The sequence below is a fragment of the Dactylosporangium sp. CA-052675 genome (assembly GCF_050947935.1).
In the GTDB taxonomy this organism is placed as follows: Bacteria; Actinomycetota; Actinomycetes; order Mycobacteriales; family Micromonosporaceae; genus Dactylosporangium.
The window spans coordinates 6566447-6592246 of sequence record NZ_CP192010.1 but is presented as its reverse complement, the minus strand read 5'-3'; the positions used below and the strand labels follow the sequence as shown (position 1 = coordinate 6592246).

The 25800-nt window shown below is 72.1% G+C and carries 21 protein-coding genes; 10 read left to right on the top strand and 11 right to left on the bottom strand.

Annotation, left to right across the window (positions count from 1 at the left end; genetic code table 11):
* Nucleotides 1-17: 17 nt before the first annotated feature.
* On the bottom strand, nt 18-1301 hold the full coding sequence (locus ACQP1P_RS29390; protein WP_433075535.1) for a ThuA domain-containing protein: 1284 nt from the start codon (nt 1299-1301) through the stop codon (nt 18-20).
* Nucleotides 1302-1463: 162 nt separating this feature from the next.
* On the bottom strand, nt 1464-2015 hold the full coding sequence (locus ACQP1P_RS29385; RefSeq protein ID WP_433075532.1) for a hypothetical protein: 552 nt from the start codon (nt 2013-2015) through the stop codon (nt 1464-1466).
* A 321-nt stretch (nt 2016-2336) separates the two neighbouring features.
* Between ACQP1P_RS29385 and ACQP1P_RS29380 the strand changes: the two genes are divergently transcribed.
* Complete coding sequence (locus ACQP1P_RS29380) at nt 2337-3443, top strand: serine hydrolase domain-containing protein (RefSeq protein ID WP_433075529.1); 1107 nt, start codon at nt 2337-2339, stop codon at nt 3441-3443.
* Here ACQP1P_RS29380 and ACQP1P_RS29375 read toward each other — a convergent pair.
* On the bottom strand, nt 3391-3819 hold the full coding sequence (locus ACQP1P_RS29375) for a hypothetical protein (protein WP_433075526.1): 429 nt from the start codon (nt 3817-3819) through the stop codon (nt 3391-3393). The genes ACQP1P_RS29380 and ACQP1P_RS29375 overlap by 53 nt on opposite strands.
* Before the next feature lie 288 nt (nt 3820-4107).
* On the opposite strand from ACQP1P_RS29375, the gene ACQP1P_RS29370 reads away from it, so the two are divergent.
* A complete protein-coding gene (locus ACQP1P_RS29370) occupies nt 4108-4461 on the top strand; it encodes a histone-like nucleoid-structuring protein Lsr2 (RefSeq protein ID WP_350610766.1) in 354 nt (117 codons plus the stop codon).
* Nucleotides 4462-4883: 422 nt separating this feature from the next.
* Entirely contained in the window at nt 4884-6212 is a 1329-nt protein-coding gene (locus ACQP1P_RS29365; protein ID WP_433075523.1) for a glycosyltransferase, read from the top strand.
* A gap of 41 nt (nt 6213-6253) precedes the next feature.
* On the opposite strand, the gene ACQP1P_RS29360 is transcribed toward ACQP1P_RS29365, so the two are convergent.
* From ACQP1P_RS29360 to ACQP1P_RS29345, 4 genes are read right to left on the bottom strand one after another with little or no spacing between them, the layout of a single operon-like run.
* Nucleotides 6254-6517 (bottom strand): hypothetical protein, encoded by a 264-nt coding sequence (locus ACQP1P_RS29360; protein WP_433075520.1) that lies wholly within the window; start codon nt 6515-6517, stop codon nt 6254-6256.
* A 30-nt stretch (nt 6518-6547) separates the two neighbouring features.
* Nucleotides 6548-6958: a VOC family protein gene (locus ACQP1P_RS29355; protein ID WP_433075518.1), complete on the bottom strand. Its 411-nt coding sequence runs from the start codon at nt 6956-6958 to the stop codon at nt 6548-6550.
* Nucleotides 6948-7802: a helix-turn-helix domain-containing protein gene (locus ACQP1P_RS29350; protein WP_433075515.1), complete on the bottom strand. Its 855-nt coding sequence runs from the start codon at nt 7800-7802 to the stop codon at nt 6948-6950. Before ACQP1P_RS29350 ends, ACQP1P_RS29355 begins: the two co-directional genes overlap by 11 nt.
* A gap of 9 nt (nt 7803-7811) precedes the next feature.
* Nucleotides 7812-8234, bottom strand: a complete 423-nt coding sequence (locus tag ACQP1P_RS29345) for an STAS domain-containing protein (RefSeq protein ID WP_433075512.1) — start codon at nt 8232-8234, stop codon at nt 7812-7814.
* A 468-nt stretch (nt 8235-8702) separates the two neighbouring features.
* On the opposite strand from ACQP1P_RS29345, the gene ACQP1P_RS29340 reads away from it, so the two are divergent.
* The 3 genes from ACQP1P_RS29340 (at nt 8703) to ACQP1P_RS29330 (ending at nt 12785) form a co-directional block, all read left to right on the top strand.
* Entirely contained in the window at nt 8703-10919 is a 2217-nt protein-coding gene (locus ACQP1P_RS29340; protein WP_433075509.1) for a choice-of-anchor J domain-containing protein, read from the top strand.
* Nucleotides 10920-11364: 445 nt separating this feature from the next.
* The gene (locus ACQP1P_RS29335; RefSeq protein WP_433075506.1) at nt 11365-12594 is read left to right on the top strand and encodes a cytochrome P450; all 1230 of its coding nucleotides are present in this window, start codon (nt 11365-11367) and stop codon (nt 12592-12594) included.
* A complete protein-coding gene (locus ACQP1P_RS29330) occupies nt 12588-12785 on the top strand; it encodes a ferredoxin (protein ID WP_433075503.1) in 198 nt (65 codons plus the stop codon). The genes ACQP1P_RS29335 and ACQP1P_RS29330 overlap by 7 nt, the downstream gene beginning before the upstream one ends.
* Nucleotides 12786-12787: 2 nt before the next feature.
* Here the strand turns inward: ACQP1P_RS29330 and ACQP1P_RS29325 are convergent, their stop codons facing one another.
* The 3 genes from ACQP1P_RS29325 to ACQP1P_RS29315 form a co-directional block, all read right to left on the bottom strand.
* Entirely contained in the window at nt 12788-14467 is a 1680-nt protein-coding gene (locus tag ACQP1P_RS29325) for an MFS transporter (protein ID WP_433075500.1), read from the bottom strand.
* The gene (locus ACQP1P_RS29320; RefSeq protein WP_433075497.1) at nt 14464-14886 is read right to left on the bottom strand and encodes a MarR family winged helix-turn-helix transcriptional regulator; all 423 of its coding nucleotides are present in this window, start codon (nt 14884-14886) and stop codon (nt 14464-14466) included. The genes ACQP1P_RS29325 and ACQP1P_RS29320 overlap by 4 nt, the downstream gene beginning before the upstream one ends.
* A 92-nt stretch (nt 14887-14978) precedes the next feature.
* Complete coding sequence (locus tag ACQP1P_RS29315; RefSeq protein WP_433075494.1) at nt 14979-16787, bottom strand: discoidin domain-containing protein; 1809 nt, start codon at nt 16785-16787, stop codon at nt 14979-14981.
* A gap of 364 nt (nt 16788-17151) precedes the next feature.
* Between ACQP1P_RS29315 and ACQP1P_RS29310 the strand changes: the two genes are divergently transcribed.
* Entirely contained in the window at nt 17152-18543 is a 1392-nt protein-coding gene (locus ACQP1P_RS29310; RefSeq protein WP_433075491.1) for an MFS transporter, read from the top strand.
* Between the two features lie 172 nt (nt 18544-18715).
* Here the strand turns inward: ACQP1P_RS29310 and ACQP1P_RS29305 are convergent, their stop codons facing one another.
* Nucleotides 18716-19321 carry a DUF6518 family protein gene (locus ACQP1P_RS29305; RefSeq protein ID WP_433075488.1) on the bottom strand — a complete coding sequence of 202 codons (606 nt, stop codon included), beginning with the start codon at nt 19319-19321 and terminating at the stop codon, nt 18716-18718.
* A 195-nt stretch (nt 19322-19516) separates the two neighbouring features.
* Between ACQP1P_RS29305 and ACQP1P_RS29300 the strand changes: the two genes are divergently transcribed.
* The 3 genes from ACQP1P_RS29300 to ACQP1P_RS29290 all read left to right on the top strand — a co-directional run bounded on the left by ACQP1P_RS29300 (nt 19517) and on the right by ACQP1P_RS29290 (nt 25784).
* On the top strand, nt 19517-20704 hold the full coding sequence (locus ACQP1P_RS29300) for a metallophosphoesterase (protein WP_433075486.1): 1188 nt from the start codon (nt 19517-19519) through the stop codon (nt 20702-20704).
* Nucleotides 20705-20976: 272 nt separating this feature from the next.
* A complete protein-coding gene (locus tag ACQP1P_RS29295) occupies nt 20977-22194 on the top strand; it encodes a cytochrome P450 (RefSeq protein ID WP_433075483.1) in 1218 nt (405 codons plus the stop codon).
* Between the two features lie 143 nt (nt 22195-22337).
* Nucleotides 22338-25784, top strand: a complete 3447-nt coding sequence (locus ACQP1P_RS29290) for a PA14 domain-containing protein (protein ID WP_433075480.1) — start codon at nt 22338-22340, stop codon at nt 25782-25784.
* The last annotated feature ends 16 nt before the right edge of the window (nt 25785-25800 follow it).

Here is a 25800-nt window from a genome sequence, read left to right as displayed (position 1 = left end):
GCTTCGCCGCGGACCGCTCACGACAGCTTGAACGACTGCGCCCCGGTGCCGTTGCACGCGTACTGCACCAGCTGCACGCTGTCGGCCGTCGACGCCCCCGGCGTGTCCAGGCACTTGCCCGTGGCGCGGCTGACGAGGTGGTACCACCCGCCGCCCTCGGCCACCGGCTGCCACTGCTGGTTGGTGCCGCCGCTGTAGGCCCACAGCTGGATCGGCGCGTTGTCGGCGGTGGACTTGCCGGTCACGTCCAGCGACTGGGCCGGGTTGCCCTGGTTGTCGATGCGGTAGTAGCCGCCGTCGGTCGCCTGGAACCGGTAGTGCTGCGCGTTGGTGCCGTTGCAGGTGTACTGCTGGATCGCCGTGCCGTTCGCGGTGGCGGCCGCGCGCGCGTCGACGCACTTGCCGCTGGTCTTGTTGACGAGCGAGTAGTACGTGCCGGGCTGCAGGGGCCCCGAGGACGCCGTGGGTGTCGGCGACGACGAGGCCGGCGGGGTCGACGTCTGCCCCGCGAGCCACTGGATGCCCTGGATGATCCAGCGGTTCTGGTTCGCGCTGTCGAACGTCGAGGACGTGCGCGTGTTGGTGCTGTAGTTCATGCCGTTGTGGCCGAAGTTGGCGTACAGCATCTTGTAGTTGCGGTTGGTCCACAGGATCGGGTAGTAGCCGCTGTACCAGGACTGGTTGGGGTCGGTGCCGACCGGGAAGCTGCTCGGGTCGACCGACGCGAGGATGTCGATGTCCGGGTTCTGCCGCAGGTCGTTGCTCCACGAGTACCACTCGGAGACCGCGGAGGTGAACGTCGCCGGCAGCCCGGCCGTCGACGGGTGGCCGCGGTCCTCGACCTTGTACGTGATGCGCGTCGGGCCCCACGTGTTCGTCTGGAACGCGCCGGAGCCGAGGAAGGTGTTGTAGTACCAGCTCCACGAGTTCGGGTCGGTGGTGAACGCGCTCACGTGGAAGCCCATCCACGCGCCGCCGCTCTGCATGTACTGCTGGAACGCGGCCCGCTGCCCGGAGGGCGGGGCGTCGTCCAGGAACATGATCACCTTGTACTGCGCCAGGCTGCCGGTGTTGAGCCGGCTCCAGTCGGTCGTGGCCTCCCAGGTGAAGCCGTTGGCGGCGCCCTGGGCGGGGAACCAGTCCCTGGCCTCTTTGTCGAAGTCGATGTGGGCGGCGTCCCAGGTGCCGTTGTAGAACGCGAGCACCTTGAACGGGGTGGCGGCGAGGGCGGGCCGGATCACGAGGCCCACCCCCAGCAGCGTCAACAGGGCAAGCGCGGCCAGCGCCAGCTTTCTGCGCACGGTTGGGGGTCCTTCGGGTGAGGGTGAGAGGGATGGGCGGATCCGCTCAGTCGCATCATCGTGCATCGATGACGCCTCGCACAAGGTAAAGAACCCTAATAGTTAAAGTAAGTCGCCAATTAAGTGAACCCGCAGCTCCTCGGGCCCGGCGCCACCCCCGCCTCAGGCGTAGGTGTTGAGCAGGTCCCCGCTGGTGAAGACCGACCCGAGCGTGCCCAGCCCGACGCCCTGGCTCTGGAACTTCTGCACCAGCTGCGACGCGCTGAGCCGGCTCAGGTCGCCGGTGTCGCTGCCGAGCAGGGTGCCGAGCTGCTTGACCTTCGCCGGGTCCTGCAGCCCCGCGGGGCCGCCCGGGCCGCCGCCGGGCCCGCCCGGCCCGCCGCGGCCGGGCATGCCCTGCCGGCCGGCGATGTTCTCGGCCGTCTCGTCGCCGGAGACGCCGCCGGGGCCGGCGGGCGCGTCGCCGGGCCGGCCCGCCTTGATCGCCGCGATGAGGTCGTCGTGGGAGACGCCCTGCGCCGCGGCCAGGTCGCTGAGGCTCCGGCCGTCGCGCAGCCGGCTCTTGAGCTCGTCGGTCGACAGGCTCAGGGCCTTCGCGACCGGCTGCAGGGGGTCCTGCCCGCCCTGCCGCGGCGGGCGCTCCGGCCGTTGCACGCCGGAGAACTGCACGCTCTGCGAGGACGAGATGCTGCTGATGGCGCTGATCGAGGTCACGTTCGCTCCGTCCGTGGTGCCCGTGGGTGTACCGCCGGCATCGCTCCTGCCGCGCCGGCGAGCTTGACTTCGGCCGGGCCCTGAGCGGCCGGAGCCTTTGCCAGGCTATTGCCGGCGTTCCCCGGCCTCTGCCAGCCGACCGGGCACCGAACGGGTGCGACCGGTGCCACCCGGGTGCGAAGTGGTTCCCGGGCGTGAAGCGGCTCTGACGGGGGCTCCCACGGGGGCTCCCACCGGAGAAGCGGCTCTCACGGGCGTGAAGCGGTTCGCCGGGTGCGGCTGGGTCCTCTGGGTGCGGCGCCGGAGCGATAGCTTGGGGCCGTGCTCGACTGGAGCGAACGCGACCCGGACGGCGTGGACCGCGCCGGCCTCGAGGCGGCGGCCGCGCTGGCCCGGAAGCGGGGCGGGGCCTCGCACCTCGTCGTCGTCCGCGACGGCGTGGTCGTGCTCGACCGCGCCCACGGCTGCGACCCCGGCGCGCTGTTCTGGCTGTTCTCGACCAGCAAGCCCTACCTGGCGCTGCTGGTCCATCGGCTGATCGAGCGCGGCGCCCTCGGCCTCGACGACCCGATCGCGCGGCACTGGCCCGCGTTCGAGGCCAACGGCAAGGGCGCGATCACGGTACGTCACGTGCTCCAGCACCGCTCGGGCCTCCCGGTCGCGCGCTCCACCGCGCGCGACGCGCTCGCGATGACCGACTGGGACGCGTCGGTGCGGGCACTGGAGCGGGCCCGCGCGCGGTTCCCGGCCGGCGAGGGCCCCGCCTACCAGTACCTCTCCTTCGGTTTCCTGCTCGGCGAGCTGGTCCGGCGCGTCACGGGCGAGCCGGTCGAGGAGGCGCTGGCCGCCGAGTTCCTGCGCCCGCTCGGCCTGCGCGACACCTTCCTCGGCCTGCCCGGCCCCCAGTGGCACCGCCACGTGCCCGTCCGCGGCCGTGGCCCCGGCCCCCGCGCCGCCGCCGCGTTCATCAACCGCCGGGCGACCCGGTGCGCCGTCATCCCGGCCGCGGGCGTCTCGGCGACGGGCCGGGACGTCGCGGTGCTCTACGAGGCGCTGGTGCGCGGCGGGAGCCTGGGCGGGGTGCGGCTGCTGCGGCCGCAGACGCTGGCGGTGGCGACGACGCCGACCAGCGACGGCACCGTCGACGCCCACATCGGCCTGCCGATCCGCTGGTCGCACGGGTTCCAGCTGGGCGGACCCGGCCTCGACGCGCTCCGGCCGCGACCGATGGGCCGCACCAGCAGCCCGGACGCCTTCGGCCACAACGGCAGCAACGTCTGCGTCGCCTGGGCGGACCCGTCCCGGCGGCTCGTGACGGTGTACCTCACCGATCAGCTGGGCCCGCGCGACGCGGCCGCGGCCGCCCAGAACGCGGTCAGCGAGACGGTGCTCGCCGCGTGCCCTCCGGTCCGGCAACGGGCGGCGTAAAGGTCGCGCGGAGGCCGATCTCGCCGCCGTAGTGCATCGTTTCACGGTTCACGTGCACGATCGGCGCGTCCATCGGATCGGCCATCGGCGCGGCCGTCGGATCTGCCGTCGGATCGGCCGTCGGATCTGCCGTCGGATCGGCCGTCGGATCGGCGGGGAAATAGGCGCCCTTCGGTCCTGGCGGTGAGCGCATCGCCTCGCCGCCGAGCGCGGCGATGTGCTCCTGCCATTGCCGGTAACTGTCGTGCGGGAACGCCACCTCGCCGGCTCCGCGGCCGGGCGGATCGGCCGTCACGTGACGCGCGTCGAACATGTCGCCATCGGCTTGCTCGCGGGCCCGCGCGGCCGCGGCCGCAGGTGGGCGTCCCAGGAGCACGACGGCGGGGTGACGAGCAGAAGCCCGGTCCGGCGGCGGTGCGCTCAGACCGCCGGCTCAGGCCCTGCCCGGAAGCGCGCGCCGGCCGGCGACGGGCTGGCATGCGTGCCCGGCCGAAGCCTGGACCGGTCAAGCGGGCCAGCGGTTGCGGGTAATTACCTCGACACGAACGGTGAGGAACTGTTTTCCTCCGCTATCTGGCGGGAATGCAATTGATTGGCGATACTGTTCGCCACGGGCACCGTTATTTCCAGTCCGGACCCAGTCGCTCACGGGAGGTCGGCCGGCATGGCCAAGCGTGTCATTCAGGAACTGATCGACGATCTGGACGGTAAGCCCGCCGATGAGAGTGTGACGTTCGGCCTCGATGGCGTGCAGTATTCGATCGACCTGTCCAAGAAGAACGCGGAGAAACTGCGCGCCGCGCTCAAGCCCTACATTTCCGCGGGCACCAAGGTCGGCCGCAGCGCGACCGTTGGGGCCCGAACCACCCCGGGCCGGGGCCGCGGCACGACGCGGGGTGATCGCGACCAGAACCGCGCGATCCGGGAATGGGCACAGGGCGCCGGATTCCAGGTTTCCGACCGTGGCCGCATCAAGCAGGAGATCGTGGACCAGTTCCACGCCGCCACGGGCCGTTAGCACGACCCGAACCGGCCGCCGGGGCGCCCTCGCGCTTCCCGGCGGCCGGTTCGCGCACCGAGTTCGCGGGCTGAGTTCGCGCACCGAGTTCGCGCACCGAGTTCGCGGGCCGAGTTCGCGGGCCGAGTTCGCGGGCCGAGTTCGCGGGCCGAGTTCGCGGGCCGAGTGCGCGGGCCGAGTGCGCGGGCCGAGTGCGCGGGCCGAGTGCGCGGGCCGAGTGCGCGGGCCGAGTGCGCGGGCCGAGTGCGCGGACCGAGTGCGCGGACCGAGTGCGCGGACCGAGTGCGCGGGGGTTCGTGGGCTGAGTGCGCGGGGGTTCGCGGGCCGGGTTCGGTGAGCCGCATTCGTCGGGCCGGGCGCGCGGACGGGGTTCGCGGGCCGGAATCGCTCAAGGCCGGGGCGCGCCGGCCGATCGGGCCGGGGTGAACCTGGTCGCGGTGCTCATCGTTCGCAACGAGGCGGCCAACCTGCCCGGCTGCCTGTCCTCCCTCGGCGGGATCGTCGACGGCGTGCACGTGCACGACACCGGCTCCACCGACGCGACCGTCGACCTCGCGCGCTCGCTCGGGGCCACGGTGAGCGCCGGGCAGTGGCGGGACGACTTCGCCGCCGCGCGCAACGCCGCCGTCCAGGCCGCCCTCCGAGCCGCCGCCCCGACCGCCGTTCAGGCCGCCGGTCAAGCCGACGTTCGCGCCGCGGTTCGAGCCGCCGCGCCGACTGCCGTTCAAGCCGCCGTCCAAGCCGACGTTCGAGCCGCCGCCCCGGACGACGTTCGAGCCGCCGCCCCGGCCGACGTTCGAGCCGCCGCCCCGGCCGACGTTCGAGCCGCCGCCCCGGCCGACGTTCGAGCCGCCGTCCCGGCCGCTGTCCAGGCCGACGTTCGCGCTGCCGTCCCGGCTGACGTTCGCGCTGCCGTCCAGGCCGACCTTCGAGCCGCGGTTCAAGCCGCCGGGCGGCCGGAGTGGGTGCTGAGCATCGACGCCGACGACCGGGCCGAGGGCGACCCGCGGCGGCTGCGCGCCATCCTCGCGTCCGCCCGCAGCGACGCGCTGCTCGTGCCGATCGACAACCGGCACGACGAACTGCCGTACACCCACCACACCCCGCGGCTCTTCCGCCCCGGCCGCGTGCACTGGGAGGGGCGGGTCCACGAGCGGCTCGTGCCCGAGGACGGCGTCTGGCCCGCGGTGCCCCGGGAGGCGCTGCACCTCGTGCACCACGGCTACGCCGACGCCGAGACCCGCCGCCGCAAGGCCGTCCGCAATGCCGCGATCGGCGAGGAGATGCTGGAACAGCTCACCGGGGAGGCCGACCGCGACCTGGCCGCCACGACGCTGCTCGACCTCGGGCGCAGCTACGTCGGCGCCGGGCGGGCCCAGGAGGCCGTCAACGCCTTCGAGCACCTGCGCGAACGCACCCGCCCCGGCGACCGGCAGTGGGTGCTCGGCACCGACGCGCTGGCCCGGCTGCTGCTCGGCGCCGGGCACGACGACGTCGTGGTCTTCCTCGCCCGCGAGCTGCGCGAGCACGGTACCGAGCGACAGTACTGCGACTGGCTCGAGGCCCAGGCCCTCGCCCAGCTCGGGCACGCCGACGAGGCCTGGCGGCTGCTCAGCGGCGTCAAGCACGTCGTCGACCCGGCCGGGCGCGAATACCCGCCGGCGCACCTCGCCGAGCTCAAACGGCTGCTCGGCGAGCTGGTCGCGGTGCGCGGCCAGCGCCCGGACCGGCCGGCGCCCCGGGCCGGCTAGGACTCCAGACAGCGCCCGGACCGGCCGGCACTCCGGGCCGGCTAGGACTCCAGACAGCGGCCGGGATGGTCGGTCATCAGCGGACGCACCGAGACCGGGCCGCCCGCGGCCGCCGCGATCTGCACCGCGCGCTCCAGCGAGTCGACGTCGATCAGCCAGTACCAGCGAAACGCCCCGGGACCGGCGCCGCCCTCGAGCCGGACCGTCAGGCTCGGGTCGGCGAGCCGGCCCGCGTCGACGATCTCACCCCCGAGCTCGGCCGGCGGCGCCGACCCGGCCGCGTGCAACAGCAGGAACTTCGTCATGCCCGAAGGTCGGAGCCGGCGGCCGCGGCTCTACACGGGCCGGGGCTCGCCGCGGTAGGTGCCGAACGACCACAGGTTGCCCTCGGGGTCGCGCACCGCGAACCCCCGCGAGCCGTAGTCGGCCTCGTGCAGCTCCTGCAGGATCTCCGCGCCGGCGGCCCGGGCCCGCGCGTAGAGGGCGTCCGGCTCGGCGGTCACGACGTAGCAGCCGAACGTGCCGGGCTTCAGGTTCCACGGCGAGCCGTCGCGGCGGTCGCTGCCGAGCATCACGCCGCCGCCCTCCGGCCAGGCCAGCTGGGCGTGCTCGACGAGGTCGCCGTCGCCGTACACGGCGACCTGGACGAAGCCGAACGCCTCGGCGAGGAAGGTGATCAGGGCGCGGGCGTCGGTCGCGCGCAGGGTCGGCCACACGTTCGGCGGCGGGGTCCGGTCATCGCTCATGAGCCGAGTCTGCGCCGGTCAGGTCCACCGGGGATTGCACGTTTCGGAACTCCTCCGCCCACCAGCGGGCCGGCGGCAGCCCGGCCAGCGCGGCGAACTCGCGGGTCAGGTGGGCCTGGTCGTAGTAGCCGCAGGCCACGGCGAGCTCGGCGAGGGGGCGGGCGCCGGCCGAGTCCTGCAGCAGCCGCCGGGCCCGGTCGAAGCGGGCCACCCGCGCGGCGACCTTCGGCGACAGGCCGATCTCGACGGCGAAGCGGCGCGCGAGGTACCGCCCGCTCCACCCGGTCTCCCCGGCGAGCTCGGCCGGGCCGACCGCGCCGCCGCTCGCGCACAGCCGGCGCCAGGCGAACGCCACCTCCGGCGCCGGGAGCAGGCCGGGCACCGCGCGCCGGGTGAGCAGCTCGTCGACGACGCGGAACCGGGCCGGCCAGTCCGCGGCGAGCCCGACCCGCTCGCGCAGCTCGGCCGCGAGCGGCCCGAGGACGTCGGTGCCGTGCAGGTCCGCCCCGGCCAGCTCGCCCGCGGGCAGGCCGAGCAGGGCGCGGGCGCCCAGCGGGGACAGGGCCACCTGGATGCCGGCCGAGCCACCCACCTGCTCGATCAGCGCGGGGGTGGTGTGCAGGCCGCCGATGAGGGTGTCGTACTGCCCGGGCGGCGCGGCCGGGTCCGGATGCGCGGCGACGCGCAGGGGCCGGTCGAGCGTGATGATCAGCGTCAGGTACGGCGACGGCAGCCCCCGGTGGCGGCCACCCGCGGGCAACGGGGGCTGGGCGTAGCCCGTGTACCAGGCCGCGAAGGGCCGCACGGCCGGGGCGGGCCGCCAGCGGACGTACGCGGGCTCCACTCGCCCAGGTTAGGCGCTGCGGCGGTCCGCGCGGTTCATCGGCCACACGTTCGGGGTGGGCACCGCGTCCGGCTCGGTGATCAGGGCGTTCGCGTCGCCGTCGAGCGCGGCGGCCACCGTGCGGTACGTCGGGATGGTGGTGAGCGTCCCGCCCTCACGCAGCGTGTGCACGACCTGCGCGTTCGGCGCGGCGAGCACCAGGGAGCCGCCCTGCTCGGCGGCGATGCCCGCGGTCACGCGCAGCATCATCACACCGGTGCAGTCGATCGCGGCCACCGCCGCGAGGTCGACGACGATGCGGAGCTCGGGTCGCAGCAGCGCCTGCGACAGCGCCGTCTCGAGCTGCAGGGCGCTGGCCGCCACCAGCGCCCCGTGACAGGACAGCACCGTGGCGGCAGCGAGTCGTTCCACCGCGAGGGTCAGTGCTGCCATGCTGCGACGATACGGTCTGCGGTGACGGTGGGTGAACCGCTGTCCAGCCGGTAACCCCGTCCGTCCGGCCGGTGCCCGCACCACCGGACGTCGCGGTCGGTGATCGTCTGACCGGCGGCACCCGTCGACCGGCCGGACGTTTCCGGTGCGATTTTCGCCCGCTGTGCAACCCGATGACCGGTTCGCGCGTCAGGCATTCGAGTGGCCGCAGTCCACCCGTTACGTTCGGTGATCGAGCCGGACGAATGACCCCGGCCGGGGGCGACGGTGGGCAAACATCGACGGTAATCACGGTTTGGATGCGATCGGCAACCCCGCCGACCCCTTGCCCCGACCCTTTTGCGTGCCGAGCGGTGCTCGCCGATATGGATGGCGACGATAGTGTGCGGTGTCAATGCGATTCCGAACCCGTCGCGCCTGTCCGGTGGCCACCCCGCCGGCGTGGGCGCGTCGTCGCAAGGAGGCTTCATGGTGAGAAAAGGCCTGGCCACGACCGCGGCCATTGCCTTGGCCATCCCGGTGCTCGTCGCGCTGCCGGCTACGTCGGCGTTCGCGGCACCGGCGAAAGCTCCGGCCAAGGAGTCGGCGGGCGCGTCCGACGTGCGGGAGATGACCCGCACCAACTTCAAGCTGGACGGCAAGGTCGTCGACACGGCGAAGATGGCGAAGGCGAAGGCGCAGTCGCGCTCGACCCTCGCCGCGGGCACCACCCCGCCGGTCGGCACCGTGCGTCAGTGGCTGGGTTCCGACGACTACAACGGCACCCTCTACCGCAAGGACTACGTCCTGCGCGGTGTCGGTGAGCACATCGAGGTCTGGGTCGCGGTCGACACGTCGTTCCCCGCGGGCGACTGCCGCAACCAGATCCCGAACACCACCACGGTGACCGACGCCCAGGTGGCGAACTTCATCACGCAGTTCGACACCAACATGTACCCGAAGGAGACCGCCGCCTTCGCCACCCCGCCGAACCGGGACGGCAGCAACGCGCTGCTCGGGCCGGACAAGAACGGCAACGGTGGCGTCTACACCGGCGGCGGCGAGAAGACGGTGACGCTGGTCGACAACGTCCGGGACGACAACTACTACACGTTCCCGGCCGCGCCGACCTACATCGCCGGCTTCTTCTCCTCGCAGTTCAACGAGCTGTTCGACCGCAACGTCATGACGATCGACGCGTTCGACTGGGAGCACCGCACCGGTGCCGACCCCGTCGACGCGCCCACGTCGGACCTGTGCACCAGCCGCCCGGCCCGCCCGCGCCTGTACGAGGGCACGTTCGCGCACGAGTGGCAGCACCTGGTCGAGTCCTACTCGGACCCGAACGAGACCAGCTGGATGAACGAGGGTCTGTCGGACTTCGCGCAGACGCTCACCGGCTACGTCGACGGGACCAAGACGGTCTTCGACAAGGGCGGCGACAGCCACCTGTACTGCTTCCAGGGCTACGGGGGCGTGCAGACGCCGTACAACCCGAACCCGCGCGACTGCAACGGTGCCCAGAACTCGCTCAACCTCTGGGGTGAGGGTACGAACGGCAACGGGGTGCTCGCCGACTACGGCAACGCCTACGAGCTGATGCTGTACCTCTACGACCGTTTCGGTCAGGACATCATCGAGCGGCTCCACCGCGACGGTGAGCTGCAGGGTCTCGCGAGCCTCGACGCCGCCGTGAAGGCGGAGGGCGCCAAGGACGTGTACTCGGTCCTGCACGACTACCAGAGCATGGTGCTGCTCGACAAGATCGTCGGCGACTCCCAGTGGGGCATCGTCCTCGGGGCCGACAAGAAGAAGGTCACGTCCAAGAGCCTGCGGTCCACGGTCAACCTGGACAACCCGCACTCCTACGACGTGCCCGGCGCGGCCCCCAACGGCGCGGACTACGTCCTGTTGCAGAAGAACGGCAAGGCGCTGGCCGGCAAGGACCTGCGTTCGCTGAAGTTCAGCGGCGCGAAGACCCTGCCGACCCTGCCCCTGGCCTGGACGCTGGTCAACAACGACCCGGACCGTCCCGGCAACTCGGTGCTGTTCTCCGGCAACGCGAACAACACCGACGCCGCCGCGGTCATCCCGGTGACCGTGCCCGCCACCAACGCGACGCTGAGCTTCCTCGCGAAGTACGGCGCCGAGCTCGGCTACGACTACGGATACGTCCAGGTCTCGACCGACGGTGGCGCGACGTACACCTCGATCCCCGGCGACCGGACCGTCGACGCGCCGTTCGGCCCCGGCCTGAACGGCACGACGAACGGGTTCGAGCAGCACAACTACGACCTGTCGGCCTACGCCGGCAAGTCGATCCTGCTGTCGTTCCGCTACGTCTCCGACGGTGGCGTGAACGAGGGCGGTCTGCTGCTCGACGACATCAAGCTCGGCGGCACGCTGCTGAGCGACGGCTCCAGCCTGGCGCCGTTCAAGTCGCCGACGCAGATCAAGCCGATCACGGTCAAGAACTGGAACGTGAAGCTGATCGGCATCGACGAGGCGCACGCGTTCGCCTGGCAGTTCGAGTTCAACGGCCAGGACAGCCTCTCGCTCAACTGGATCCAGCTGGCGCTGCTGTCGCTGTTCCCGAAGGTCGTGGCCGTCGTGGCCTACGACGAGCCGACGGAGCAGGTGCAGCAGTACGCGCCGTACACCCTCACGGTGAACGGCGTGACCCAGCCCGGTGGCGGCGGGGCGTAACAGGTTCCACGGCGGCCCCATCGTCCACTGCGGACGGTGGGGCCGCTGCCGTTGTACCGTGGCGGCGGGGCCGAGGACCTGCGCGTCTTCCCGCGCCGCGGCCACGGCCGGCGTCGGCGCCGTCGCCGTGGGGACCGGCCTGCGGCATCTGCACGTGCCGGCCGGCGGCGGGCGGACGCTGCTGCACGCGCCGGCGGACCTGGTGCCCGACGAGGCCGCGCCGCGCCTGCTGGACCGGCTCCTCGCGGCGGGCCTGGATCCGGCCGCGCGGACCGTGGACGGGGTGACCCCGCTGCGCTACGCCCAGCGGGTCAACGCCGCTCCCGAGCTCGTCGCCGCCCTGCGGCGCGCGAGCTACGATCGCAGCGTCGCTACTGTAGGCCAGAGCGGCGTGACCCGTGGTAATGTCTCGATCGATCTAAGTCGATGCGCCTGGGGAGCCACCATGACCGCTACGACACAGCGCCCGGCGAGCCAAGCCCCGCGGCTGCCGTTCGCCCGGCCCAACATCCTCGAGATCGCCCCGCTCTACGAGGTCCTGCGCCGCGAGGCGCCGATCACCCTCGTGACCACGCCCGCCGGTGACCCCGCGTGGCTCGTGACCGCCTACCCGGAGGCGCGCCAGATCTTCGCCGACAAGCGCTTCGGCCGCTCCCACCCCCAGCCGCAGCGCGCGTCGCGGATCACCCACGCCGCGCTGCAGGACGGTCCGACGGGGGACTACGAGACGGAGGAGCGCGAGCACATGCGGATGCGGCGCCTGCTCGCGCCCGCCTTCTCCGCGGCCCGCATGCGCCGGCTCGGCACCCGCATCGAGGAGCTGACCGCGCGCTGCCTCGACGACATGCAGGCCGCCCGGGACGCGAACCCGGACGCCCCCGTGAACCTGCACGAGCTGCTGTCGTTCCCGCTGCCCGTGCTCGTCATCTGCGAGCTGCTCGGGGTGCCCTACGAGGACCGGCAGCGCTTCCGCAACCTCTCCGAGCGCGTCGGGCGCATCGACGGCGGTGCCGACGCGCAGCTGGCGATGCGGGAGTTCAAGGAGTACACGGCCGGGCTCGCCGAGCGCAAGCGCCGCGACCCCGCGCCGGACGTCATCTCCGACCTCGTCACCGCGCAGACGACCGACCCCACGCTCAGCGACGACGAGGTGTCCCGGCTCGCGGCGGGGCTCATCTTCGCCGGCCACGAGACCACCTCGACCCGCATCGACCTGGGCACCCTGCTGCTGCTGGCGGACCTGAGCCGGCGCGACCGGTTCGTGGCCGACCCCGAGGGCGAGGTCGCCGCGACCGTCGAGGAGATCCTGCGCATCACCGCCCCCGGCGGCCTCGGCCTGCTGCGCTACGCCCACGACGACGTCGAGGTCGGCGGCGTCGCGATCGCCCGCGGCGACGCGGTCATCATCTCCAGCAACGCGGCCAACCGCGACGCCACGGTCTTCGCCGATCCCGCGGACTTCGACGTGGACCGCAAGCCCAACGTGCACCTCGCGTTCGGGCACGGCGCGCACGTGTGCATCGGCGCGAACCTGGCCCGCACCGAGCTGCGCACCGTGTTCCCGGCGCTGCTGCGGCGCTTCCCGGGGCTGCGCCTCGCCGTGCCCGTGGACGACATCGAGGTCCACGCGAACCGGCTCACCGGCGCCGTGGACGAGGTTCCGGTGCTGTGGTGAAGGTCCGGGCCGACACCGACGTGTGCGTGTTCTCGGGCATGTGCGTGCTCAACGTGCCCGAGGTCTTCGACCAGCGCGACGACGGCATGGTGGAGGTGCTCGCCGAGGAGCCGCCGGAGGGCCTGGCGGAGCGGGTCCGCCTGGCCGTGCTCGGCTGCCCCTCCGGCGCCCTGTCCGTCGAGGAGGACTGACCTCAGACCTGGCGCACGTGCCGGCCGCGGGACGCCGAGGCGACCGCGGCCAGCAGCGTCATGAGCGTCGCGGCGCCGAAGACCACCACGAGCCCGTCGTGGAACGGCTGCGCGATGAGGTTCGGGAAGAACTCGTGCCCGGTGAGCGTCGTGGCGTTCGCCGGCGGCAGGGTGCCCAGCACGCCGTAGGGCTCCAGCAGGTGCGCGACCGGGTTGCTGCCCAGGAACGCCGCGAACAGGGTGCTCACCGGCGGCAGCGAGGCGACGGACGCGGCCACGTCGTGCGGCACCCCCTGCGCCGTGAGGCCGCCCGTCAGCGTCTGCGGCAGCGCGTGGGCCAGGCCGACCACCATGAGCGAGAAGAACACCCCGATCGACAACGAGGTGCCGGCGTTCTGGAACGTGGCGCGCATGCCCGAGGCGACGCCGCGCTGGTTCGCCGGCACGCTGCTCATGATCGCCGAGGTGTTCGGGGCCGAGAACATGCCCTGGCCGAGCCCGCTGAGCACGAGCAGCGCGGCGAAGAGCGGGTACGGGAAGTCGATCGGGATCAGCAGCAGACCCAGGAACCCGGCCGCCACGAGCAGCAGGCCCGTGGTCGAGAACAGCCGCGCGCCGAAGCGGTCGGAGAGGTAGCCGGAGATCGGCCCGGCGATGAGGAAACCGGCGGTCAGCGGCAGCATGAAGATGCCCGCCCACAGCGGCGTGTCCTCGAACTTGTAGCCGTGCAGCGGCAGCCAGATGCCCTGCAGCCAGATGATGAGCATGAACTGCATGCCGCCGCGGGCGATCGCCACGAGCAGCGCGGCCAGGTTGCCGGCCGCGAACGCCCGGACCTTGAACAGCCCGAGCCGGAACATCGGGTGCGCGATGCGCGACTCGACCACCACGAACGCGATGAGCAGCAGCACCCCGAGGCCGATCCCGCCGAGCACGCGCGGGCTCGTCCAGCCGGTCGGATGGCCGCCGTAGGGCTGGATGCCGTACGTCATCGAGGCCAGGATCAGCAGGGTGCCCGCGGCGAACGTGACGTTGCCGAGCCAGTCCACGGACGCGCGGTGGCGCTCGCCGGTCTCGCGCAGGCTGCGGTACGACCAGATCGTGCCCACCACCCCGACCGGCACGCTGACCCAGAACACCGCCCGCCAGTCGATCGCGGCGAGGATGCCGCCCAGCAGCAGCCCGAGGAACTGCCCGGCGAGCGCGGTGATCTGGTTGATGCCCAGCGCCATGCCGCGCTGGCGGGCCGGGAACGCGTCGGTGAGGATGGCCGCGGAGTTGGCCGTGAGCATCGCGCCGCCGAACGCCTGCACGATGCGCCAGCAGATGAGCCACATCGCCCCGCCCGCGGCGCGGAACGGGTCGAAGGACAGCGCCACCGAGGCGATGGCGAAGACCAGGAAGCCGAGATTGTACATCCGGACGCGGCCGAACATGTCCCCGAGCCGCCCGAGCGCGACCACCAGCACCGCGGACACGAGCAGGTAGCCCATGATCATCCAGAGCAGGTAGCCGATGTTCCCGGGCGCGAGGGGGTCCAGCCCGATGCCCCGGAAGATCGCCGGCAGCGAGATGATGACGATCGAGCCGTCGATGGTCGCCATGAGCATGCCGAGCGTCGTGTTGGACAGCGCGACCCACTTGTACCGGTCGGGCTTCGTCTGCGTCAGCGTGGCGGTCACAGCTCCTCCGCCAGCTTGTCCAGCAGCCGGGCGGCCTGCGCGAGCGCGCGCCGCTCGTCGTCGTTCAGGTGCCCGATCGCCTCGGCCAGCGCGTGGGTCTTCAGCGTGCGCCGGTCGGTGAGCAGGCGGCGCCCCTCGTCCGTGATGGTGATCAGCACGCGGCGGCCGTCGCCGGGATCGGGGGAGCGGCGCACGAAATCGCGCTGCTCCATGCTCTGCAGCGTGACGCCCATGGCCTGCGGCTTGACGCGCTCGTCGCCGGCCAGTTCCCCGGGCGTCGCCGGGCCGCCGCGATCGAGCCGCGACAGCACGGAGGCCTCCGACAACGTCAGCTCCCCGGGCACGTGCGTCTGCCGGAGCCGCCGGACGATCCGCCCGACCGCGATCTGCAGCGCCGCGGCGGTCTGCTCGATCTCCATATAGTAAATGTAGACTGATAAACCTGGGTTGAGGAAAAGGCGGCGCGGGTGATCCGCGCCACCTTCCCCGGTTCCGGTGCTTTTCGGTGCTCCTAGAAGCCGACGGCGACCAGGAGATACTGCGGGCTGCCGTGCGACACGAACGACGACTGGCCGGCGTAGTCGTCGTAGGGGAAGCCGTACGCGAGCCGGTTGATGGCGTGGTCGTGCCAGAACTTCGCGTAGTAGTTCGCCGGCGCGGCCAGGTAGTACGTGCTCGGGTTCGACCAGTCCGCCTGCGGCCGCTCGCGCACGTGCCGGTTGAGCGTGGAGCAGTTGGTCGGGTCGTTGGCGAGCACCCCGGCGCAGCCGAAGATGTCCGACGTCGGCGCGTTGATGCCGAACTGCTGGGCGTAGGCGGTGAAGTAGTTCTGGTTCACCCCGCCGGCCCGGAACGTCGGGTCGCTGCCCGGCGCGATGATCCGGTACGGCGCCTGCGACTGGGCCAGCACCTTGAACTGCTGCGGCACCTCGGCGATGAACTTCGCGAACGTCGCCTCCCGCGTCTCGGTGAAGGTCTGGTAGTCCTCGCCGACCTGCACGTCGTAGCCGTCCTTGGCGTGCAGGCGCATCGCGATCTTCAGGCCGAACGCGTCGACCCGCGTGGTGTTGCCGTTGAACACGTTGGCCCCGACGGTGAACTCGATGAAGTCGAAGTACTGCCCGTTGGGCTGGCCCACGTAGAAGTACATCCGCCCCGCGCTGTTGGCCGGCATGTCGATGTAGGGCTGCTCGGCGATCGAGTGCGTCTGCCCGTTGAAGCTCCAGTAGACCTGGCTGTCCGGGTAGCGGCCGTTGGTGCGGTTGAGCACCTTCACCATGACCACGTTCTGGGCGGCCGGGATGCCGCTGGTGTCGCCCCAGAACTGGTCCGGCGGCGGCGGGCTGCTCGGCGGGGTGCTGCCCGGCGTGGTCGGCGTGGCGGCGGAGACGCGGACGCCGAACTCGTACAGCGAGTACCCGTACGCGGTGGCGCGGGCGGTGCCGTACATCCGCACGTAGCGCCCGGAGCCGCTGACGGTCAGGTTCTGCACCCCGCCCGCGCCGGTGGTCGTGCTGTAGATCGTCGTCCAGGTCGTGCCGTTGGCCGACGTCTGGATCTGGAACGCCTTGCCGTAGGCGGCCTCCCAGTTCAGGTCCACGCCGCAGATCGTCGCCGTGGCGCCCAGGTCGACCTGCAGCCACTGCGGGTCGCTGAACGCGCTGGACCAGCGGGTGGTGGTGTTGCCGTCGAACGCGGCCGAGGCCGGGCTGGCGGCGTTCTCCGTCGACGACGCGGTCGCCGGCTTGCCCTGGGCGTAGTTCGACGTGCCGCAGGACCCGCCGCCGAACGTGCCGAAGACCTGGAACTCCCACAGCGAGTAGCCGTAGGCGCTGCCGCGGGCCGTGCCGTTCATCCGGACGTAGCGCCCGGAGCCGGACACGCTGAGCGTCTGCACGCCGCCGGTGCCGGTCGTGGTGCTGTAGACGTTCGTCCAGGTCGTGCCGTCGGCCGAGGTCTGGATCTGGAAGGACTTGGCGTAGGCCGCCTCCCAGTTGAGCACCACCTGGTCGATGGTGGCCGTCTGGCCCAGGTCGACCTGCAGCCACTGCGGGTCGCTGAACGCGCTGGACCAGCGCGTGCCGGTGTTGCCGTCGGTGGCGGCCGAGGCGGGCGTGCCGGCGTTCTCGCTCGACGAGGCGGTGGTCGGCTTGCCCTGCGACAGCAGCGTGCTCGCGGCGCTGGCGCTGCCGATCGAGAAGGCCGCGTAGCCGGCCAGGACCACCGCCACGGAGAGCGCGCTCACGAGGATGCCGCGCCGCCGGTTGCGTGGACGTCGATCGATGGATGCGGGGACGGGTGGTCTGGTTGTTTCGGACATCAAGGCAGCTCCCTGACGTGGTTGGGGCGTCATTGCGGGTAGGGGCGACCGCCGCCGCACCCCATCGGGGCGCGCCGGTTCAGGCGGTGGACCGGCGCTGGCGGGCTGGTCGGTGACGCGTGCGAGAGAGCGCTCTCTTCGCCTAGAGCGTCATCCAATCGGCCGGTTCCGTCAAGTGGCGGGTTTTGATGTCTGACCCATCGGGCACGTGCTGTCACAGATGGGCACGTGGTCGTGTTCACTGGCGCCTGGGAGGTGCACATTGGCTGACACGCAATCCGCATCAGCTCCCACGGGCGGGATCATCCGAAGTCTGATTCCCGCCCGGATCGACCGCTTGACCTGGGCGCCGTTCCATACGCGCATGGTCATCGCGCTCGGCACCGCCTGGGTGCTCGACGGACTCGAGATCACCATCGCCAGCGCCGTCGGGGCCGTGCTGAACAAGCAGGAGACGCTCGGGCTCTCCAGCACGCAGGTCGGCGCGATCGCCACCGTGTACCTGCTCGGCGAGGTCTTCGGTGCGCTGTTCTTCGGCCGCCTCTCCGACGCCCTCGGCCGCAAGAACCTCTTCATCGTCACCCTCGGCGTCTACCTCGCCGGCAACGCCCTCACGGCGCTGACCTGGGGCAACGACGTCACGGGCCTGGTCTTCCTCTATCTGACGAGGTTCATCGCCGGAGCCGGCATCGGCGGCGAGTACGCCGCGATCAACTCCGCCATCGACGAGATGATGCCCGCCAGGTACCGCGGCCGGGTCGACATCGGCGTGAACGGCACCTACTGGGGCGGCGCCATCATCGGCACGCTCGGCACCTACGTGCTGCTCAACCACATCTCGCTGAACATCTCCTGGCGGCTGGGCTTCCTCATCGGCCCGATCATCGGTCTGCTGATCTGGAACCTGCGGCGGCACCTGCCCGAGAGCCCCCGGTGGCTCATCATGCACGGCCGCGAGCGGGAGGCCGAGGAGGCCATCGCCGAGATCGAGCGCGACGTCGAGCACTCCGGCCAGCGCCTGGCCCCGGTCGACGAGAACCACGCCATCGAGGTCAAGCCGGCCTCCGGCCACGGCTACCTGGCGCTGATCAAGGTCCTCTTCACGAAGCTGCCGGCCCGCTCCACGCTGTCGGCCTCGCTCATGATCACGCAGTCGTTCCTGTACAACGCGATCTTCTTCACCTACACCCTGGTGCTGTCGAAGTTCTACCACGTCGACGCCGAGAAGACCCCGATCTACCTGATCGCCTTCGCCGTGGGCAACCTGGCCGGCCCGCTGCTGCTCGGCCACCTCTTCGACACCATCGGCCGGCGCAAGATGATCGCCGGCACCTACCTGCTCTCGGGCGTCCTGCTGGCCGTCTCGGCCTGGATGTTCGACGCCGGCATCCTCAACGCCTTCACGCAGACCCTCGCCTGGTGCGTCATCTTCTTCTTCGCCTCGGCGGGCGCGAGCTCGGCCTACCTCACGGTCTCCGAGATCTTCCCGCTGGAGATCCGCGCCCAGGCGATCGCCGTGTTCTTCGCGATCGCCCAGTGCTTCGGCGCCATCGGCCCGATCTTCTACGGCTGGCTGATCGGCGAGGGCACCGACCCGGGCAAACTGTTCATCGGCTACCTCGTCGGCGCGGCCGTGATGGTCATCGGCGGCGTGGTGGAGATAGTCCTGGGCGTGGACGCGGAGGGCAAGTCCCTCGAGCACGTGGCCACGCCGCTCACCGCGGTCTCCGTCGGCGGCAACCGCGTCGAGGAGTAGCCCGCCGGCTCACCTCGCGGCGCCCGGCTCCGGCCGGGCGCCGCTGTGCGTGCGGGGCCGCTCCGCCACGTTCGCCACGGCGCCCGCTACGCCCGCTACGCCCGCCGCACCCGCCGCACCCGCTACGCCCGCCGCACCCGCCGCGTGCGGCAGGTGCACGTGACGTTCCCGCTCAGCGGGTGAACGCCACGTCCAGCACCGAGCCGAGCGCGAGATAGGCCATCGCCCCGAGCACCGCGGCCGGCACGAGCGCCACCAGCGCCAGCAGCCGCTCCCGCCCGGTGCGGCTCAGCACCAGGGGCACCGCGAGCCCGATCGCCGCCACGATCCAGGCCTCGCCCGCCGGGCGCTCCTTCACCGCCAGGTACGCCGCCTCGGCCAGGAACACCCCGCCGAGCACGCACACCCCCACGACCCGCCGCCCCCGCCGCTCGTCGCGCCACCACGCCCCGGCGGTCGCGAACACCGGCCCGGCCAACAGGCCCACCGCCCCCCACCCGAGCGGCCCCGCGAGCACGTCGGCGCCGGCGTGCCGCCCCTCGAACACCACGAGCCCGCCGTAATACCCGGCCACCGCCCCGACCAGCACCACGGTGCCCGCGAGCCAGACCCGCCACCACCCCGCGCGCACGGCCGCCCCGGCCGCGAACGCCCCGGCGGCCCACACCGCCCCCGAGTTCACCAGCCGGCTCGACCCGCCCGGCAGCACGTGGTTGAGCATCAGCGACACCACGCCGAGCGCGATCCCGCCGGCGGTCCACGCAAGCAACGTCCGCACGCCCGCATGGTGCCAGACGGCTTCACGCTCCGCTGTGCAGTTGTGCAAGCAACCCGTGCATCCCGACGCCTCCGACCGTAGACCGGGGGTACGACACTTTCGCGTCGACGCTGGTCGCGGCCCGGGTGCCGAGCTGCAACCGGCATCACAGCCCGCTCTCAGGAATCGGATGGCACTGCGTGTCATGCTTATCCGATGGCGACTACTGAGGCGGTTCCCGGCCCTGCGGTCCGGCGGCGTTCGCTCCTGCGGCCCCTCGCGTTCACGGCGACCCTCGCCGTGGTGCTCGGGCTGCTGTTCGGGGTCCCGTGGTGGTCGCTGGTCATGGCCGGCAACGACTGGCCGCTCGGCGTCCGGGTCGCCGGCACCGTCGTGTTCGCCGTGGCCCTCGTCGTGTTCCCGGTGACGATGTTCCTCGGCCACGGGCGCCGCGTCGACTGGGCGGCCCGCCTCGCCGACACGATCCTCGGCGCCGTGTGGATCCTCTTCGTCTGGGCCGTGGCCGGCGACCTGCTGCGCCTCGCCCTGCTCGCCGGGGGCGTCGACGACCCGGTGCGCTCCCGCGTGGCCGCCGGGTTCACCGCGGTGCTCGCGCTGGGGCTGGGCGTGTGGGGGTACCGCGAGGCCATGCGCGTCCCGCGGGTGCGCCGGGTCGAGGTGCGCATCCCGCGGCTCGGGGCCGGGCTCGACGGGCTGAAGATCGTCCAGCTCACCGACACCCACTACGGGCCGATCGACCGCGTCGCCTGGTCGAAGGGGGTCACCGAGGTGGTCAACACGCTCGGGGCCGACGTCGTGGCGCACACCGGCGACATCGCCGACGGCACCCCCGGCCAGCGCACCGCGCAGGCCGCCCCGCTGGCCGACGTGCGGGCCGGGCTGGCGCGGGTCTACGTCACCGGCAACCACGAGTACTTCGGCGAGGCCCAGGGCTGGCTCGACCACATGCAGGGCCTCGGCTGGGAGCCGCTGCACAACCGGCACATCGTGATCGAGCGCGGCGGCGACCGGCTCGTGGTGGCCGGGGTCGACGACCGCACCGCCGCCGGCAGCGGGCTGGCGGGGCACCGGGCCGACCACGCGATCGCGCTGGAGGGGGCCGACCCCGGGCTGCCCGTGCTGCTGCTCGCCCACCAGCCCAAGCAGATCGACGCCGCGGTGGCGCACGGCATCGACCTGCAGATCTCCGGGCACACCCACGGCGGGCAGATCTGGCCGTTCCACTACCTGGTGCGCGTCGACCAGCCGGTGGTGCAGGGGCTGACCCGGCACGGGGAGCGCACGCAGCTCTACACCAGCCGCGGCACCGGCTTCTGGGGACCGCCGTTCCGCGTGTTCGCGCCCAGCGAGATCACCGAAATCGTACTGCGCGCCGGCGCCTGACCGTCGTTACCGCGTGACCGGCGTCACCGATCGCATCGGCGCTCGCCGATGGCGACGGGCGGGTGCTCAGCCTTGCTGGCCCCGGCGCCGCACCTCGGCATCGACCTCAAGGCCCTCGTGGCGACGAGCGGCGCGAGCCGGAGCAACGGCAAGCCCGAGGCGATCGAGGCGAAGTAGACCGGAGGCGCACCCCCTTGGTACCGTCGAGTACCAGGGGGGTGTGCACCATGCTTCCAGGCACCGCGGTTCGATGGGCCACCAAGCACGGCTTCATGCGGGCTGGCATCAACGCCGCCGCGCGCAAGGGCGACGAGCAGGCCCGGTTCTTCGTCGATCCGGCCGTGCGCGCCGATCCCTACCCGTTCTACCGGGGGATTCGCGAGACCGCGCCGCTCGTGCGCAGCCGGCTCATGTGGGCCACCGCGCGGCACGACCTCGCCGGGGCGGTGCTGCGGCACGAGGCCTTCGGGGTCGGGTTCTCCGACCGGCCGCTGCCGGCGCCGGTCGGGCTCATGTTCCGGTTCAGCCGGCGCAGCTCGCCGATCGGGCCGGTCGACCCGCCGTCGATGCTCGTGACGGACCCGCCCGACCACACGCGGTACCGCCGGCTGGTCTCGAAGGTGTTCACCGCCCGTGCGATCGAGGGGCTGCGGCCGCGCATCGAGCAGACCTGCGCCGAGCTGCTGCGGGACAAGCCGGCCGACCTGATCGCCGACTTCGCCTCCCTGCTGCCGGTGACCGTGATCGCGGAGATCCTCGGCGTCCCGCTGTACATGCGCCAGAAGTTCCTGGCCTGGGGCAACGCCGCCGCGCCGACGCTGGACCTGGGGCTGCCGTTCTCGACGTACCGGCAGACCGAGATCAACATCCGGCACGTCAACGACTGGATGCGCGGGCACTTCGCGCGGCTGCGCCGCGACCCCGGCGACGACCTGCTCAGCCAGCTGGTGCGGCTCGACGACCTGAGCGAGGACGAGCTGCTGGCGACCGCGGGTCTGCTGCTCGCGGCCGGGTTCGAGACCACCGTGAACCTGCTCGGCACCGGCGCCTGGCTGCTCATGCGCCACCCGGAGCAGCTCGCGATCCTGCGCGAGCAGCCGCAGCGGTGGGGCAACGCGGTCGAGGAGACGCTGCGCTTCGACTCGCCGGTGCAGGTGACCGCGCGCGTGTGCCGGAAGGCCACCGAGTTCGGCGGGGAGGCGATCCAGCCGGGGCACGTCGTCATGGCGATGCTCGGCGGCGCGAACCGCGACCCGGAGGTATTTGCCGATCCGGACACATTCGATGTGACCCGGACGAATGCGCGCGAGCATCTGTCGTTCTCCGGCGGGGTGCATTACTGCCTCGGCGCCGCGCTGGCCCGGCTCGAGGGCGAGATCGGGCTGCGGATGCTGTTCGAGCGCTATCCTGACCTGCGCATCGACGGCGAACCACATCGACGGACCACCCGTGTCCTGCGCGGATTCGAGTCGCTGCCCGTGACGATCTGAGCAAGCGCGTGTTTCCGGATGCGTCCTGCGGGCTCACACGTGTGCATCCCTGAATTGCCGGAAACGGCGCCGAATCAATGCTGTGACGGCGTATTCGTGGAAACGCCACGGGCGCATCACACCGCGGCCGGAGCATTCTCGCCGTGCGCCGGACGCTGCCGTTCTCTCTCGTGCTGGCCCTGGTCGCCGCGCTGCTCGGGCCCGTGCCCGCGGCCCGCGCCGCCACCCCCGCGGGCTTCGCCACGCAGCTCGTCGTCGGGGCGGGGCTGGACGGGCCGACCGGGTTCGAGATCGCGCCCGACGGGCGGATCTTCATCCTCGAACGCACCGGCAAGGTCAAGATCTTCAAGGACGGCCACCTGCTCGCGCAGCCGTTCGCCGACCTGCCCTCGGAGGCCTCCGGCGACCGCGGGCTGATCGGGGTCGCGTTCGATCCCGGGTTCGGGGTCGCCAACCACTGGGTGTACTTCTACTACACCGGCCACGACCTGCGAAACCACCTCGTGCGCTTCGACGCGTCGGGCGACGTCGGCACCGAGGGCCCCTTCACGATCTTCGAGACCCAGTCGCCGTCGCAGCTGCTGCACGTCGGCGGGAGCATCCGCTTCGGGCCGGACGGCAAGCTCTACTTCGCGGTCGGGGACAACGGCTACCCGCCCAACGCCCAGGACCTCTCCAACCCGCACGGCAAGATCCTGCGGATCAACCCGGACGGCTCGATCCCGGCCGACAACCCGTTCGCCGGGCAGCCGGGCCGGCTCGGGGCGATCTGGGCCTACGGCTTCCGCAACCCGTGGCGCTTCCAGTTCGACGCCGCGACCGGGCGCCTCTACGCGGGCGACGTCGGCGACTACACCTGGGAGGAGCTCAACCTCGTCGTCAAGGGCGGCAACTACGGCTGGCCGGTGCACGAGGGCCGCTGCGGCAGCGGCTGCGCGGGCTACACCGACCCCGTCTCGGCGTACAACCACGACGGCGGCAGCGGCGCGGTCACCGCCGGACCCGTCTACCACGGCACCCAGTTCCCGGCCGAGTACGCCGGGAGCCTGTTCTTCGGCGACTACTCCCGCGGCTTCGTCAAGCGCGCGGTGCTCGACGACACGGGCCAGGTCGAGCGGGTCGAGGACTTCGACCTCGAGGCGGGCAGCGTGGTGGACCTGAAGGTGGCGCCGGACGGGTCGCTCTACTACCTCACGTACTTCCCCGGCCAGCTCTACCGCGTGTCGTACAGCCCGGCCGGCAACGCCCCCGTGGTGCACGCCGCCGCCGACCCCACCGGCGGCCCGGCCCCGCTGACCGTGCACTTCTCCTCGGCCGGCACGAGCGACCCCGACGGGGACGGCCTGACGTACGCCTGGGACTTCGGCGACGGCAGCAGCAGCACGGCGCCGAACCCGGCCAAGGTGTACGCGAACGTCGGCGTCTATCCCGCGACGCTCACGGTCTCGGACGGCACGAGCACCGTCGCCTCCCGGCCGATCGTGGTCCAGGTCGGCACCCCGCCCACCGTGCGGATCGCGGCGCCGGTCGACGGCAGCGCGTACGACTCGGGCGACACGATCACGGTCAACGCCTTCGGCAACGACGCGGCCGGCTTCGACGTCTCCGACGGGGACATCAAGACCGAGGTCTTCCTGCACCACAACACCCACGTGCACCCGTTCGTCGGGCCGCTGACCGGCCGGGTCGGGCAGTTCACGATCCCGACCACGGGCGAGGCGTCGGCGAACACCTGGTTCGAGATCAAGGTGACCGTCACCGACCGCAACGGCCTGTCGAGCGCCCGCTCGGTGTTCATCCACCCGCGCACGTCCACGATGACGTTCGCGACCAGCCCGCCCGGCCTCGGCCTGACCCTCGACGGCGTCCCGATCGCGACCCCGGACCAGGTGCCGGGCGTGGTCGGCTTCCAGCGCGAGCTCGCCGCGCCGCCGACCGCCGTGGACGCGGACGGCACCGTCTACCACTTCACCGGATGGTCCGACGGCGGCGCGATCCGGCACTTCGTGACCACCCCGCCGGCCGACGCCACCTGGACCGCGACCTACGCCCCGTCGGCCCCGTTCACCGGCGAGTACTTCAACAACCAGAACCTCGACGGCGCCCCCGCACTCGTCCGGGGCGACAAGACGGTCGACTTCGTGTGGTCCACCGGCTCGCCCGATCCGAGCGTCGCGGCCGACCACTTCTCGGCGCGCTGGACGAAGACCGAGTACTTCGCCTACGGCCGCTACCGCTTCACCGTCGCCTCCGACGACGGCGCCCGCCTCTTCATCGACGGCGACCTCGTCATCGACCAGTGGCACGACCAGGGCCCGACCGCCTACGACTACGTCGCCGACCTCGGCGCCGGCGAGCACACGGTGCGGATGGAGTTCTACGACAACGTCGTGGACGCGAGCGCCCGGCTGAGCTGGGACACGACGCCGGACCAGCCGCGGGACGTGTTCACCGCGCAGTACTGGAACACCCCCGGCTCCGGCGACAAGCCCAGCGTGCCGTCGGCGGCCCCGGCGCTGACCCGCGACGAGCCCGCGATCGACCACGACTGGCAGCTCGGGTCGCCGGATCCGCGCATCGCCGAGGACCACTTCGTCGCCCGGTGGACCCGGTCGCTGACCCTGACCGCCGGGTACTACGACTTCACCACCACGACCGACGACGGCGTGCGCCTGTGGGTCGACGGGCAGCTCGCCGTCGACCACTGGGGCGACCAGGGGCCGACGCCCTACACGGCCCGCCTGCCGCTGGGCAACGGCGCGCACACCGTGGTCATGGAGTACTACGAGAACGGCGGCGGCGCCCTCGCCCGGCTGACCTGGGCGCGCACCGGGGACATCCCGGCCGCCCCGCCGTACCTGGCGAAGTACACGGACGCGAACGCCGACTACTACGCGAGCGAGTCCACAGTGGACCACGACTGGGGCGACGGCGGCCCCGGGCACGGGATCGGGGTGGACGACTTCCGCGCGGAGTACACCCGCACCGCCGTGCTGCCCGCCGGGCTCTACCGCTTCTCCGGCGCCTCCGACGACGGGGTCCGCGTCTCCGTCGACGGGCTGCCGATCGTGGACAAGTGGCGCGACCAGAACGAGGACTTCAGCGCCGACGTGTCCCTGCTCGGCGGCGCGCACGACATCAGGGTCGAGTACTACGAGCACGCCGCCGGCGCCCGCCTGCACTTCGGCTACAAGCGCGTCGGCGACGTCGCCGCCCCGGCCGGCTGGACCGGCGCCTACTACGTGGGCACCGACCTCGGCGGCGCGCCGGCGATGCTGCGCACCGACGGCGCCATCGACTTCGACTGGGGCAGCGGCTCGCCCGGCCCGGCGATCCCCGCCGACGGCTTCTCCGCCCGCTGGACGAGGACCGACCACCTCGCCGGCGGCACCTACCGCATCACCGCCACCAGCGACGACGGGATCCGCGTGCGCCTCGACGGGGACGTGGTCATCGACGGCTGGTCCGAACACCCACCGGCCACCTACACGTACGACACCACCCTGCTCGAGGGCGACCACACGATCACGGTCGAGTACTTCGAGCGCGGCGGGAGCGCACTGGCGCGCTGTTCGGTCATCCGTCTGTGATCTTGAGGAGATCCAC